General features: G+C 37.3%; 16 protein-coding genes and 3 tRNA genes. 16 read left to right on the top strand and 3 right to left on the bottom strand.

Features of this window, described 5'->3' with window-relative positions; translation table 11 throughout:
- Nucleotides 1-90: 90 nt before the first annotated feature.
- From E0W68_RS00100 to E0W68_RS00115, 4 genes are all read left to right on the top strand, one after another.
- Entirely contained in the window at nt 91-1,668 is a 1,578-nt protein-coding gene (locus E0W68_RS00100; RefSeq protein ID WP_135217386.1) for a DUF4435 domain-containing protein, read from the top strand.
- An 88-nt stretch (nt 1,669-1,756) separates the two neighbouring features.
- Entirely contained in the window at nt 1,757-2,605 is an 849-nt protein-coding gene (locus tag E0W68_RS00105; protein WP_135217387.1) for a transketolase, read from the top strand.
- 100 nt (nt 2,606-2,705) lie between these two features.
- Nucleotides 2,706-3,659: a transketolase family protein gene (locus tag E0W68_RS00110; RefSeq protein WP_135217388.1), complete on the top strand. Its 954-nt coding sequence runs from the start codon at nt 2,706-2,708 to the stop codon at nt 3,657-3,659.
- A gap of 74 nt (nt 3,660-3,733) precedes the next feature.
- Nucleotides 3,734-4,360, top strand: coding sequence for a hypothetical protein (locus tag E0W68_RS00115; RefSeq protein WP_135217389.1), 627 nt, complete (start codon nt 3,734-3,736; stop codon nt 4,358-4,360).
- 54 nt (nt 4,361-4,414) lie between these two features.
- Here E0W68_RS00115 and E0W68_RS00120 read toward each other — a convergent pair whose 3' ends face one another.
- On the bottom strand, nt 4,415-5,305 hold the full coding sequence (locus E0W68_RS00120; protein WP_135217390.1) for an FKBP-type peptidyl-prolyl cis-trans isomerase: 891 nt from the start codon (nt 5,303-5,305) through the stop codon (nt 4,415-4,417).
- Nucleotides 5,306-5,385: 80 nt separating this feature from the next.
- Between E0W68_RS00120 and E0W68_RS00125 the strand changes: the two genes are divergently transcribed.
- Genes E0W68_RS00125 through E0W68_RS00135 form a run of 3 tightly spaced genes read left to right on the top strand, consistent with a single transcriptional unit; the run spans nt 5,386 to nt 6,859 of the window.
- Nucleotides 5,386-5,781, top strand: coding sequence for an RNA-binding S4 domain-containing protein (locus tag E0W68_RS00125; RefSeq protein WP_135217391.1), 396 nt, complete (start codon nt 5,386-5,388; stop codon nt 5,779-5,781).
- Nucleotides 5,768-6,352, top strand: a complete 585-nt coding sequence (locus E0W68_RS00130; protein WP_135217392.1) for a methyltransferase — start codon at nt 5,768-5,770, stop codon at nt 6,350-6,352. Before E0W68_RS00125 ends, E0W68_RS00130 begins: the two co-directional genes overlap by 14 nt.
- A 9-nt stretch (nt 6,353-6,361) precedes the next feature.
- Nucleotides 6,362-6,859 (top strand): phosphoribosyltransferase family protein, encoded by a 498-nt coding sequence (locus tag E0W68_RS00135; RefSeq protein WP_135217393.1) that lies wholly within the window; start codon nt 6,362-6,364, stop codon nt 6,857-6,859.
- Here the strand turns inward: E0W68_RS00135 and E0W68_RS00140 are convergent.
- Entirely contained in the window at nt 6,856-7,371 is a 516-nt protein-coding gene (locus E0W68_RS00140; RefSeq protein ID WP_135217394.1) for a shikimate kinase, read from the bottom strand. The two genes, E0W68_RS00135 and E0W68_RS00140, sit on opposite strands and share 4 nt — an antisense overlap.
- A 129-nt stretch (nt 7,372-7,500) precedes the next feature.
- Here E0W68_RS00140 and E0W68_RS00145 point away from each other — a divergent pair.
- The 3 genes from E0W68_RS00145 (at nt 7,501) to E0W68_RS00155 (ending at nt 7,812) form a co-directional block, all read left to right on the top strand.
- Nucleotides 7,501-7,573, top strand: a tRNA-Lys gene (locus E0W68_RS00145).
- Nucleotides 7,574-7,602: 29 nt separating this feature from the next.
- Nucleotides 7,603-7,675 (top strand) — tRNA-Lys (locus E0W68_RS00150).
- A gap of 55 nt (nt 7,676-7,730) precedes the next feature.
- A tRNA-Leu gene (locus E0W68_RS00155) sits at nt 7,731-7,812 on the top strand.
- A gap of 64 nt (nt 7,813-7,876) precedes the next feature.
- Here E0W68_RS00155 and E0W68_RS00160 read toward each other — a convergent pair.
- Nucleotides 7,877-8,245 (bottom strand): winged helix-turn-helix transcriptional regulator, encoded by a 369-nt coding sequence (locus tag E0W68_RS00160; protein ID WP_135217395.1) that lies wholly within the window; start codon nt 8,243-8,245, stop codon nt 7,877-7,879.
- Between the two features lie 157 nt (nt 8,246-8,402).
- Between E0W68_RS00160 and E0W68_RS00165 the strand changes: the two genes are divergently transcribed.
- From E0W68_RS00165 to alr, 6 genes are all read left to right on the top strand, one after another.
- Complete coding sequence (locus tag E0W68_RS00165; RefSeq protein ID WP_135217396.1) at nt 8,403-9,041, top strand: DUF2306 domain-containing protein; 639 nt, start codon at nt 8,403-8,405, stop codon at nt 9,039-9,041.
- 106 nt (nt 9,042-9,147) lie between these two features.
- Nucleotides 9,148-9,471, top strand: coding sequence for an ArsR/SmtB family transcription factor (locus tag E0W68_RS00170; protein WP_135217397.1), 324 nt, complete (start codon nt 9,148-9,150; stop codon nt 9,469-9,471).
- Nucleotides 9,472-9,478: 7 nt separating this feature from the next.
- Nucleotides 9,479-9,946: an SRPBCC family protein gene (locus tag E0W68_RS00175; protein ID WP_135217398.1), complete on the top strand. Its 468-nt coding sequence runs from the start codon at nt 9,479-9,481 to the stop codon at nt 9,944-9,946.
- Nucleotides 9,947-9,953: 7 nt separating this feature from the next.
- On the top strand, nt 9,954-10,340 hold the full coding sequence (locus tag E0W68_RS00180) for a DoxX family protein (protein WP_135217399.1): 387 nt from the start codon (nt 9,954-9,956) through the stop codon (nt 10,338-10,340).
- A 172-nt stretch (nt 10,341-10,512) separates the two neighbouring features.
- Entirely contained in the window at nt 10,513-11,631 is a 1,119-nt protein-coding gene (locus E0W68_RS00185; protein WP_135217400.1) for a M20 metallopeptidase family protein, read from the top strand.
- Nucleotides 11,631-12,776, top strand: a complete 1,146-nt coding sequence (alr, locus tag E0W68_RS00190) for an alanine racemase (protein ID WP_135217401.1) — start codon at nt 11,631-11,633, stop codon at nt 12,774-12,776. The genes E0W68_RS00185 and alr overlap by 1 nt, the downstream gene beginning before the upstream one ends.
- The last annotated feature ends 286 nt before the right edge of the window (nt 12,777-13,062 follow it).

Here is a 13,062-nt window from a genome sequence, read left to right on the forward strand (position 1 = left end):
GATGTTAGATAATAGATATATAGACATAAAGACATTTGTATTTGTAGCAGATGTTAAAATATTTGTTAAATTTCGGAAAACTAAAAAATTATGCCTTTCAAAATAAATCTTCCTAATAAAGAAGGAAATAATACACAATTTTCATTTGAAACCGAAAATAATATTGTATTTGTTGGAGCTAATGGATCTGGAAAGACCAGATTAGGGGCTTTTATCAGTGCGCAAAAAGAAGAAGTATTTAGAATCAGTGCGCAAAGATTTTTAAGCATTCCAACATCTCTTGAGCCAAAGGCTATTTCAACTGCACAACAAGATTTGAAAAATAAATTTAAAAATTTAGGTCAAGGAAATGCCTCCGTTAATGTTCTTAATAATTATACAGCTTTAATAACACTAATTTTTGCATTACAGAATAAAAGAGATAGTGATTATGTCGCTGAGGTTAAAGAAAATACAAGACTTAACATCGATACAAACATACCTATACCAGAAGGTCCCGTAGAAATTATTGAAAAAATTTGGACAGATGTTCTACCACATTCAATAATTCATTTTAAAGATCATCAAATATTTGTTGTGAATAATAACACAGAAATAAAAGGCAGAGAACTTAGCGATGGTGAGCGAGTTATCCTTTATTTAATTGCTCAATGTATAGTAGTTTCTGATCAATCCATTATTATAATTGATGAACCTGAAATTCATCTACATAAATCAATAATTAGCACTCTTTATAATAAAATTGAACAATACTGTAAAGATAAATTGATTATATATATAACTCATGATTTAGATTTTGCAGCTTCACGAACCGATTGCCATAAATTTTGGATAAAATCATATAATGGTGGAACATCATGGAATTATGAAGAAATAAATGATAGTACAATTTTCCCTGAGCCTCTATTATTAGAAATTTTAGGCACCAGAAAAAAAATTATATTTTGTGAAGGAGAGTATGGTAGTTACGACGTTTCCATTTACGAATTAGTTTATCCAGATTTTAATGTAATTCCTAGAGGAGGAGCTGATAAAGTTATTGAAGCCACAAAAGCATTAAGAAATAATCAAACCCTACATCATTTAGATGTTTTTGGAATAATAGATAGTGATTATAAAGAAAACGAAGAAATAGATTCATTAAAATCTCATGGGATATTTACTATTTCAGTAGCAGAAATCGAAAATTTATTTTGTATTGAGCCTATATTGAGAATAATTGCTCAACATCAAGCATTTACAAATATTGAGGAACAAATCACTAAAGTTATTGACTTTCTTATAAATGAATTAGTTAAAGAATTTGATGTACAAGTATCTTCAAAAGCTGAAAGAATTATTCAGTACAAATTACAAGCTTATACAAAGAATGATTATAATTTACAAGGAATAAAAGGTGGATTAAATGATGTTTTATCTTCTATTGATGTAGATAAAATCTATGAAGAATGCAGGGCTTTATTTCAAGATGCAATTGATTCCAAAGATTTGAAGAAACTATTATTAGTCTATAATCGAAAGAGTTTACCAGATAGAATATCTACTATATTTCATTTGAGTAAAGGAGCTTACAGCAAACTTTTAATCAGATTGATGAAAGGGGATAAAAAAGATGAAATCATAGCTGCTTTCAAAAACTATTTACCTGTTTTTGACAAAGAAAATTAGACACAGATAGAATTACACTTATTCGATTTAAACTTGCCCCACATAAAAATTAGAAGTACTTTTGCACCTGTTTAACTAATTTCTACAAATGAAACCTAATACACAACAACTTAACGATTTAACTACACAGGTAAGGAGAGATATTCTTCGTATGGTGCACGCCGTAAACTCGGGTCACCCGGGTGGCTCACTAGGCTGTACCGAATTTATGGTGGCACTCTACCAAAACCTAATGGAGCGCAAGGAAGGTTTTGATATGGACGGTATAAATGAAGATATTTTCTTCCTTTCTAACGGGCATATCTCTCCTGTATTCTATAGCGTACTGGCGCGCAGCGGATACTTCCCTGTAAGCGAACTGGCTACTTTCCGCCATATCAACTCAAGACTGCAAGGTCACCCTACTACTCACGAGGGGTTACCGGGTGTGCGTATTGCATCAGGCTCATTGGGGCAAGGCATGAGCGTGGCACTGGGTGCTGCACAAACCAAAAAACTTAATGGTGATAATCACCTGATATACAGCCTGCACGGCGATGGCGAACTACAGGAAGGGCAAAACTGGGAAGCTATAATGTATGCTGCTGCCTATAAAGTAGATAATATTATTGCTACGATAGACCTTAACGGCAAACAGATTGACGGAGCAACAGATGATGTATTACCTATGGGTAGCCTGAAAGCCAAGTTCGAAGCCTTTGGATGGGATGTGCTGGAAATTAAAGAAGGTAACAACCTTGAAGCTATCATTGCCGGTATGACCGAAGCTAAAGCTAAAACAGGAAAAGGCAAGCCCGTTTGTGTACTGCTGCATACCGAAATGGGTAACGGAGTAGATTATATGATGCATACCCACGCATGGCACGGTAAAGCTCCTAACGATGAGCAGCTTGAAAATGCACTGGCACAAAATGCAGAAACTTTAGGGGACTATTAAGCCCCTATACCCCCAAAGGGGGTTATTACCTAAACTTGCAACGATAAAAATCCTGTTTACCCCTAACAGGAATTCTCCCTTCGGGAGATAGGGGGCTAAAATGAAGAAATACACAAATACAGGAAATAAAGATACACGCTCCGGTTTTGGAGCAGGGCTTACCGAACTGGGTAAGACTAACGAAAATGTAGTGGCACTTTGTGCCGACCTTATCGGGTCGCTTAAAATGGATGATTTTAAAAAAAATCATCCTGAGCGTTTCTTTCAGGTAGGTATTGCCGAAGCCAATATGATAGGTATGGCTGCGGGTATGACTATTGGCGGAAAAATACCGTTTACAGGTACTTTTGCCAACTTCTCTACCGGTAGGGTTTACGACCAAATACGCCAGTCGGTTGCTTATAGTGATAAAAATGTAAAAATATGCGCTTCACATGCCGGGCTTACGCTGGGTGAAGATGGCGCTACCCACCAAATACTGGAAGACATCGGCTTGATGAAAATGCTTCCGGGTATGACGGTTATTAATACGTGTGATTATAACCAAACCAAAGCGGCGACCATAGCCATAGCAGAACATCATGGTCCTGTTTACCTGCGTTTCGGTCGCCCGTCTGTACCTAACTTTACGCCTGAAAACGGCGAGTTTAAAATTGGTAAAGGCGTACTGCTTAATGAGGGCACTGATGTTACTATAGTTGCTACAGGTCACTTAGTATGGGAAGCACTTGTTGCTGCCGAGGCGCTGGAAGCTAAAGGTATCTCTGCCGAAGTTATCGATATACACACCATCAAACCGCTTGATGAGGAAATGATATTAAAATCTGTTGGTAAAACAGGTTGTATTGTTACTGCCGAAGAACACAATATATTAGGCGGTCTTGGCGAAAGCGTAGCACGTACGCTATCACTTAACCATCCTGCTCCACAAGAGTTTGTTGCTGTACAGGATAGTTTTGGCGAAAGCGGAACGCCTGCCCAGCTTATGGATAAGTATGGCTTGAACAGCGATGCTATTATTGCTGCTGCCGAAAAAGTGATAAAAAGAAAGTAATTGTTTTATTTACTATATTTAAAATCCCAATCGATAAGGTTGGGATTTTTTATTTTCATCCTGCTTATTTCACTATGAGAAGAATAATATCACTTGTTATGACTATATTGTTGCTTATTTGCTCCTGCAAAAAAGAAGTGGTGCAAAAGCCTCTTAAAAAACAAGAAGAACAAATTCTTATCAAAGAAGATACTATCTCTGATGAAATAAAAACATCATTACTTGATGAAGATATTGATGTTAAAGAGGTGCTCTCTCAAATTGATGATTTCACCAGCGGTTTTATACCCAAAGCAGCAACACAAATTTATCCTGCAAATAAGAAGAATAAGTTTTTTGTGCATTATTTACTTATAAAATATAATTCAGAAATAGATAATGAAATAGCAGGAAGATTAGTGGTATATGACAGTATTAATCCGCAATATTATGGTGTGGGTGTAGAAGATTTTATGGACATTTACTTGTATAATGAAAGTTTAAGTCTCTATAACGGTTCTGTAAAAGTAGGTATGAAATATCAGGATGTAATAGAGAAATTTGGTAATGACTTTATAAGAGTAGACAGCACTCTTGTTTATAGAAGAAATGAGCGCATAGCCTTTTTCAAAATTAAAGATAGTATTGTTTCAAAAATCAGAATTGGTAATTACAGAAATGATTTAAATGAAAATGAAATTTTGAACGATCGTTTATGGTAATAAAAAAAACCTGTTCATGTATGAACAGGCTTTTTATTTAGGATTCTAATTGCTTTAAAAACAAGAAGCATCTAAGTGTTTTTTAATCGTACCACCATTACAGGCAGGTATATCTTCAAAATCATAAATATCGTTAGTTCCCGGTATAGTTATTTCCAAACGGGTAGAATAGCCATCGCCATCATCATCAATATCAAGATAATTTGGCGTTTCGTCACCATCTGTATCATAATCGTTTATATCAATACCGTTTTCTGTTTCGTCTTTATTCAGTATGCCGTCGCCATCGCTATCTACATATTGCAAATCATACAGCTTAAAGCTAAAAATAAGCGGGCTGTATGCGGGTATGTTTATCTGAGCGCGCTCATAGTAACCGTATGCCGATGGCAAAAACATTACTCCTGCTCCATAGTCTTCAAAATAAGCGGGGTCAGGACTATTCGGTATATCCACATAAGTACCTGTATTGAACAACGGTATAATTTCCTGCCATCCCAATATGGTTTCAGCAAGCGATGGATACGTTTCCGGATAGGGGTTATAGTCAAACTGTGTTCCGTCAAGTGTAGTACCCCTATATGCTGTACGTACCCTGTCGGCTCTTGTTGGCGACTCGCCTACTCCTTGCTGCAATACCAAATAATATAATGTAAACGGAACATTATCAAGCGTTACTGCTTTGCTCTGCAACGGGTATTCGGTCTGATCCCAAATCGAAACTTGATCGCCATCCGCAGGTATTTCCTGCAAGTCTATATTAAAATCTTCGTCAACACTTGCAATATAATGGGTTTTCAGGTAGTTTTCTATTTCAGGTTTCTCTACTGCATATTGCTCATCATAGGGTCTTGGCGGTGCTATCGATGCTCCGTCATCCTTTTTACAAGCATTGAAAAATGTAATCAGTAAAAGCAGGCTGAAAACCTTTAAAAATCTATTCATTTTAATTTTTATTTTAATGGCGCAAGATACAATTTTCCTTTATTTTTGTACAGCTATAACAACGATTTTTAAGAATTAGTATGAGGATTGACAAATATTTATGGTGTGTGCGCTACTATAAAACACGCAATATAGCAACCGAAGCCTGCAAGAAGGGGCACATAGCTGTAAACGGGCAGCAGGTAAAGCCCTCGCGAGAGGTTTTCCCTACCGATAAAATAACGGTTCGGCGTGACCAGATTAATTATAAACTTACAGTAATAGATATCCCCGCCAACCGTGTGGGACCTAAACTAGTAGATATTTACCGTAAAGATGAAACCCCTGCAGAAGCCTTTGAACATCTGGAACTGCTTAAACTCTCTAAAGAGCATTACAGGGCAAAAGGAAGTGGCAGACCTACTAAAAAAGACCGCAGGGATATTGATGATTATTCTGATGACACTTTAGACTTTGATTTTGATGACAACATTTGATAGAAACTACTGGGAAAATCGTTATGTAAGCGACTCAGTACCTTGGGATATGGGCGAAATTACACCTCCTATAAAGGAATATATTGACCAGCTTACTGATAAATCGTTAAAAATACTCGTACCCGGAGCCGGTAACGGTCATGAGTTTGAATATTTAATTCAAGAAAGATTCAATAATAGTTATGTGTTGGATATAGCACCAACTCCGTTAGAGAATGTACGGAAAAGATTGCCTGAATTAGATAACGGGCACTTCATTCTCGATGACTTCTTTACACACGAAGGTCAATATGATTTGATTGTGGAGCAAACTTTCTTTTGCGCTCTCGACCCTTCTTTAAGAAAGCAATATGCTGAAAAAATGCACAACCTTTTAGCACCCAACGGAAAGCTGGCGGGATTATTCTTCCGGTTTCCGCTTACAGAAAAAGGCCCTCCATTTGGTGGTAGCGCCGAGGAGTATAGGGCTATTTTTGAAGATTTGTTTACTATCCATATAATGGAAACAGCGCATAATTCTATTAATCAAAGAGAAGGTAAAGAACTCTTTTTTATCTTTGAGAAAAAATAACATTACTATATAATGAGCCATATCATACTTACACAACAGGAAATAGAGCACAAAACAACCCGTATGGCATACCAGATATACGAAACCTTTGCTGATGAAAAAGAGGTAGTATTGGCGGGCATAGCCAGTAACGGCTATATTTTTGCACAAAGGTTGGCAGCCGTGCTGGAAAAAATATCAGACCTGAAAATAATTTTGTGTGAAGTAAAAATAAACAAACAGCAACCGCTTGATGATGTACACACATCATTAACACAGGAAGAATATACTAACAAAGCACTTGTTTTGGTAGATGATGTACTCAACTCCGGTACTACGCTTATATATGGTGTAAAACACTTTCTTGATGTACCGCTTAAAAAGTTTAAAACAGCCGTTTTGGTAGATCGTAATCATAAGCAATATCCTGTAAAAGCAGATTTTAAAGGGTTGTCATTATCTACCTCACTGCAAGAACATATCAAAGTGGTATTTACCGATGATGAGGCCTATGCCTGCCTCAGTTAAAACAGGCTCATTATTTCATTAACTATATTTTCGGTCGTTTTGCCGTCTGTAATCACTTTATGTTTTGCCTGCATATAGTAATAGCTTCGCTCAAAAAGATGCTGACCTATAAACTCTTTAAGCTCTTCCCCTTTCAGGTTGTTAAGCATAGGGCGTGGTGTAACATCATTTGCCAATCGACTTATAATCTCAGGTATTGAGGCTTTTAAATATACAGAGATTACATCGTCCCTCTGTAAAAATTCATGATTATTAGCGTAACAAGGTGTGCCACCACCAAGGCTTAATACAAAAGCTTCATTATTATTTACAATTTCTTGTAATACTACATGCTCTTTTTTTCGAAACTGTATTTCTCCCCCTTCTGCAAAGAGCTCCTGTATCGTTTTTCCGGTTTGTAGTACAATTATTTCGTCAAGATCTATATAATTAAACCCCAAAGCCTGAGCCAATAAACGTGCTATTGTGGTCTTACCGGAAGCCATATACCCGCACAAAATAATTTTTTTCATATAATAAGCTGCTATATATTAAGTCCTTAAACAATTTTAGTCAAAAAAAACTCAAATTTATAACAAAATGGCTTTGAATAATAAATAATACATCCGTATATTTGCACCCGCATTCAGGGAATGATAAATGACTCGATAGCTCAGTTGGTAGAGCACAACACTTTTAATGTTGGGGTCCTGGGTTCGAGCCCCAGTCGGGTCACTATAAGACCTTGATTTTCCTAATGCCATGACTCGATAGCTCAGTTGGTAGAGCACAACACTTTTAATGTTGGGGTCCTGGGTTCGAGCCCCAGTCGGGTCACAAAAAAGTTAAGCTGTCAATACGCCTGCTTAACTTTTTTTATTTAAATTAATACGGCCACGTGGAGAAACTGGTAGACTCGCCATCTTGAGGGGGTGGTGCTGCAAGGCGTATGGGTTCGAATCCCATCGTGGTCACTTCGGGACACATCGAAAACATCTGATGTGTCCCGTTTTTTTTTCATTATGCACCCGAGCCGTATCAATCCTCTCCCGCCCTCTCCAACTCATATTGCCTTAATTTTACAAATGCTGAATTGGCTGTACCCCAATTGTCTATCTGTTTTAATACAGGGAGTATTGTTTTTCCCATTTCCGTAAGTTCATACTCTGATTTTTTGGGATATACATCTTCCGAGCATTTCTCTACAACACCATAGGATAGCAACTCCGCAAGCTGCATTTCTATAACACGCTGCGAAGCAATCCTTATTTCTTTCTGGATATCTATGGGGCGGGTTATTCCTTTGTTTATAGCGTCAATAATGCACAGCTTCCACTTACCTCCAAATATTTTAAAAGCAACACGGATGCCGCAATCCAAATCTTCCTCTATCTTTTTTGCATACATAACTACCTCTATTTATTATCTACAAAATAATCAAATAAACGTATTACAACCAATACATTACATACCGAATCTTTTTTCGGTTATTGTTTAAAGTTCTTATTGTTAAGAATTTTGCTGTGCTTATTTATGATTCTTAAACCTAAAATTCACAGTAATTATGAAAAATAATACAAACAGTAATAAACTCAAATTAGACAAAACAGATATTGTACCTGTACTTATATGGATAACAATACTATTCCTTACCTGGTTATTTATGCATGGGGCAGACCATTTTTTAAAACTAACGCCCGAGGCGCTGGGGAAATACTTTAACCTCAAATGGTTTTTAATAGCTCATATTACAGCAGGAGGAGGCGCGCTTGTGTTAGGACTTGTCCAGTTTTGGCGTAAGCTGAGAAACTACAGTTGGAAGTTACATCGGATTATAGGTTTTCTATATCTGTTAGCCATTTTAGTAAGCAGTACCTGTGCAGTAATATTAGCTTTTACCACAGCCTATGAGGTTAACCGGACCTATGCTTTTTCCCTGCAAATATGGGTTAGTGTATGGATAAGTGCTGCTTTTATTGCCTACTATGCCGCCATTAAAAAGAAATTTAAACTTCATGAAGAGTGGATGGTAAGGAGTTATATTGTAACGCTGGCTTTTATTATTTCGGGATTATCGTTAAAGCTTAAATTTATACAAGATTTAGGCAGCTTTGAAGATATATCCCCTTCCCTATTCTGGATGGGATGGGCGGTTCCGTTATACATATATCAGGTTATATTAAGCGCTAAGCAAAAAAGATAACCGGCACAGTTATCACTTCTTCTTAAAATAGTTTTCATTAAAAATTCAGAAAAATTTGCGTAGTTAAGTAACTACATATATATTTGCGTAGTTAAATAACTACACGATGAATTTAAGACGCGATGTTTTTCAGGCGATAGCCGACCCTACCAGACGGGCTATACTCCTGCTGGTCTCATCACAGTCTATGACTGCCGGAGCTATTGCCTCAAACTTTGATACGGCACGCCCCACAGTATCAAAACACCTCCAGATACTTACCGAATGTGAGTTGCTGAGGCAGGAACAAAACGGAAGAGAGATACATTATCATCTCAATCCTAAGAAAATGAAAGAAATAGCCGAATTTATTGAACCCTTCCGTAAAATGTGGGATGACAGGTTTAATAAACTTGAGGATATCATGAAAAACTATAAACCAAAAAAATAAATCAATTATGTCGCAAAAAACAACAGTACACGCCGAAGACGGCAAACAGGAATTGACAATAACAAGAGTATTCGACTTACCGTTAGAACTACTTTTTAAGGCTTATACAGATGCCGAAATTATTGCCCAATGGATGGGCACTAAGGTATTGAAACTGGAAAATAAAAACCATGGCGGCTACCGGTTTGAAACCGCAGATGCTCAGGGGAATGTAGTGTTCAGGGCTAATGGCACAATACATGAATTCAGCCCTAATCAAAAAATTATCCGCACATTCGAAATGGAAAATACTCCGTTTGCTACCCAACTCGAATTTTTAGAATTTGAATCACTTTCTGAAAATACCAGCAAAATCAATATCCACATACTATACAAATCGGTTGCACTAAGAAACCAGATACTGCAATTACCTTTTGCACAAGGTATAAATATAGCTCATAACAGGCTGCAGGATATAGTACAGAAATTAAAATAACTGAGGTATGAAAAATAGAAGTAAAATCATCTACTGGGTTGCCACCATCTGGCTTGCTTTGGGCATGATATCAACAGGAATAGTGCAACTGATAAAAATGGAGGAAGAGGCAGAGGGCTTTGAAAAGTTAGGCTATCCTGATTATTTATTATTGCTGCTGGGAGTCTTAAAAATTACAGGAGTTGTAATAATCCTTATTCCCAAACTGCCCCTAATAAAGGAGTGGGCTTATGCAGGCTTTTTCTTTGCTATGCTGGGTGCTGTGTATTCTCATATCATGAGCGGAAGCGAAACTGTCGAACTGTTTGGTCCTGCACTATTATTAATACTTACCTTACTATCGTGGTTTTTCAGACCTGTGGGCAGAAAAATTGCTTTAATCGGTAATGACTAAAAATGAGTCTGAAGCAGCTTTTCTTTATCGAAGCTAAGCCGATAAAATTTCGAACTTATCTTTAAAAATAAACCATTATAAAGTTAAAATGCGCGAGAAAACTTAAAGATTTCTTATTTAATTTCCTCCCTTATCTCATTTTTCGTATTATTATAAAAATTAAAAAATAAAGATGGAGGAACTTACCGCCTTGAGGCACTATTTACACCAACACCCCGAAGTATCGCAAAACGAATATGAAACCCAAAAGTATATACTATCGCTGTTAGATAAACTAAATACTGACAGAGTAGAAAAAACAGCCAATACCGGCATATTGGTTAGTTTTTATGGTAAACAGCAAGGCAAAAACATATTGCTGCGTGCCGATATAGATGCCCTCCCCATACAGGAAACCATAACAACCAATTACAAATCTACCATTGCGGGAGTATCGCACAAATGCGGTCATGACGGTCACACTACCATTATGTATGGCGTGGCTCAGCACTATGCCATGCAACGACCTGAAAAAGGCAATGTATATTTATTATTTCAACCTGCGGAAGAAAACGGTTGGGGTGCGCGCAATGTAGTAGCCGATGGTTTATTGGAAAACCTGAGTATCGATATGGTTTTTGCCCTGCACAATTTACCCGGTTTTCAAAAGCATAAAGTTATTTGCAAAACAGGCAGTTTCACCTCAAGTGTTGTCAGTCTTGCCGCTTACTTTAAAGGTTATACGTCCCACGCTGCCGAACCCTGGAACGGAAGAAACCCCGCCGGAGCAATAAGCGAATATATGCTGAATGCTTTATCGTTAAATGCTGAAAACAAACCTGCCTACATAACCGTAACACCTGTTTACATAGAGATGGGTGAAAAAGCCTATGGCATATCAGCAGGCGAAGGCTCTGTACACTTAACCGTTCGTGCTGATAATAATGAAAGGCTTAATAAAGCTATGGAAGTGATGAAAAACATGGCTATGGAAGTTGCCGAAAAAGAAGAGCTGGAAGTCACTTTCGAAGTGATTGAACCTTTTGAGTCCAACCAAAACCATCCTGATGCGGTAAGTGTAATACATAAAGCTGCCGATGCTGCAGGGTTGGAATATCAGGAAATAGCAGAAGGGTTCAGGTTTGGTGAAGATTTTGGCATATTTACCAATATATATCCCGGTGCTATGTTCGGCATAGGCTCAGGAGAAGATTGCTTCCCACTGCACCACCCTGCTTACGATTATCCTGACGAACTTACCGCAACAGGAATTACAATGTTTACCACCATACAAAAAGAGGCACAACAATAATGAAAGCATCATCAGTAATAAAACTTAATCAAACTGCATTACAATCAAATTGGGATTTTTTAAGAAGTTATTTTAAAGGGAAACAAATAAGTGCTGTGGTAAAAGGCAATGCCTACGGACACGGCATAACTACCTATGTGCCTATGGCAGAAGCCTGTGGCGTTAACCACTTTTCTGTTTTTAATGCCGGAGAAGCCTATGAGGTATATAAAGTAGCCTCGCCTGATAGTACTATTATGATAATGGGATCGCTGGATAACGATGATATAGAATGGGCAATACAAAACAATATTGAGTTTTATGTTTTTACTATGGAGCGTTTGGCAACCGCCATACATACTGCTGAAAAGCTGGATAAAAAAGCGATAATACACATAGAAATAGAAACGGGTATGTACCGTACAGGATTTGAACATGAAGAAATTCCGGAATTAATAGCTCACTTGAAAAATAATAGTGAAAAATTAGTCTTTAAAGGATTGTGTATGCATTTTGCCGGAGCAGAAAGCATTGCTAACTATGTACGCATCAAAAAACAAAAAATAATCTTTAAAAAAGCATTAAAAACATTTAAAGAAGCAGGGATACTACCCGAAATTGTCCACACCTGCTGTTCGGCAGCCGCAGTGCGCCTGCCCGATATGCATTATGACATGCTGCGTATAGGCATTATGCAATATGGTTTTTGGTCGGGTCCGGAGGTTTTAATAGAATACCTTAATAAACATAAGGCAGAACAATCGCCTTTAAAGCGGATAATAAGCTGGGAAAGTAGTATTATGAGTCTTAAAGAGGTGCCCCCTGGAGAATATATAGGCTATGGAGCTACTTTCTTTTCGCAACAAACCATGCATCTCGGCATTGTTCCCGTAGGCTATGCTCACGGATTTAGCAGAAGCCTGAGCAATACAGGTATTGTCCTGATAAACGGAAAGCGGGCGCCTGTAGTGGGTATGGTTAATATGAATTGCATAGCCATAGATGTAACCCATATACCAAATGTAAAGCCTAAAGATACAGTACTCCTTATAGGTACACAAGGCGAGCATGAAGTCAGCGTAGCATCGTTTGGAGAAATGAGTAACCAGCTCAACTATGAGTTGTTAACCCGCTTACCGCTTGATATTGAAAGAAAAAGGATTTAACCGATTAAGTTATGTTATAATAAAATAGCATAAATTAACTACAGCAGTACTATATTTGTGCACATCAACTAATACGAGAAATTTTGAATACATTTCTTATTGTCCTAACCGTAACTTTATTACTGTTTACAATTTTATCTTTAATAAGAAACGATTATTGGACATTTCGTGTTTTCGATTATCCGCGTTTGCAAAAGCTGACATTATCAGTACTATGTCTCGTATTAATACTCTGTTTCTACAAAGATAAAAGCGTATTATATTGGATACTGATTACCCTTATAAG

The sequence above is a fragment of the Flavobacterium salilacus subsp. salilacus genome (assembly GCF_004634195.1).
In the GTDB taxonomy this organism is placed as follows: domain Bacteria; phylum Bacteroidota; class Bacteroidia; order Flavobacteriales; family Flavobacteriaceae; genus Flavobacterium; species Flavobacterium salilacus.

Coding starts and splice junctions, on each gene's coding strand:
- E0W68_RS00100 (WP_135217386.1), top strand. CDS start 91: ATGCCTTTCAAAATAAATCTTCCTAATAAAGAAGGAAATAATACACAA.
- E0W68_RS00105 (WP_135217387.1), top strand. CDS start 1,757: ATGAAACCTAATACACAACAACTTAACGATTTAACTACACAGGTAAGG.
- E0W68_RS00110 (WP_135217388.1), top strand. CDS start 2,706: ATGAAGAAATACACAAATACAGGAAATAAAGATACACGCTCCGGTTTT.
- E0W68_RS00115 (WP_135217389.1), top strand. CDS start 3,734: ATGAGAAGAATAATATCACTTGTTATGACTATATTGTTGCTTATTTGC.
- E0W68_RS00120 (WP_135217390.1), bottom strand. CDS start 5,305: ATGAATAGATTTTTAAAGGTTTTCAGCCTGCTTTTACTGATTACATTT.
- E0W68_RS00125 (WP_135217391.1), top strand. CDS start 5,386: ATGAGGATTGACAAATATTTATGGTGTGTGCGCTACTATAAAACACGC.
- E0W68_RS00130 (WP_135217392.1), top strand. CDS start 5,768: ATGACAACATTTGATAGAAACTACTGGGAAAATCGTTATGTAAGCGAC.
- E0W68_RS00140 (WP_135217394.1), bottom strand. CDS start 7,371: ATGAAAAAAATTATTTTGTGCGGGTATATGGCTTCCGGTAAGACCACA.
- E0W68_RS00160 (WP_135217395.1), bottom strand. CDS start 8,245: ATGTATGCAAAAAAGATAGAGGAAGATTTGGATTGCGGCATCCGTGTT.
- E0W68_RS00165 (WP_135217396.1), top strand. CDS start 8,403: ATGAAAAATAATACAAACAGTAATAAACTCAAATTAGACAAAACAGAT.
- E0W68_RS00170 (WP_135217397.1), top strand. CDS start 9,148: ATGAATTTAAGACGCGATGTTTTTCAGGCGATAGCCGACCCTACCAGA.
- E0W68_RS00175 (WP_135217398.1), top strand. CDS start 9,479: ATGTCGCAAAAAACAACAGTACACGCCGAAGACGGCAAACAGGAATTG.
- E0W68_RS00180 (WP_135217399.1), top strand. CDS start 9,954: ATGAAAAATAGAAGTAAAATCATCTACTGGGTTGCCACCATCTGGCTT.
- E0W68_RS00185 (WP_135217400.1), top strand. CDS start 10,513: ATGGAGGAACTTACCGCCTTGAGGCACTATTTACACCAACACCCCGAA.
- alr (WP_135217401.1), top strand. CDS start 11,631: ATGAAAGCATCATCAGTAATAAAACTTAATCAAACTGCATTACAATCA.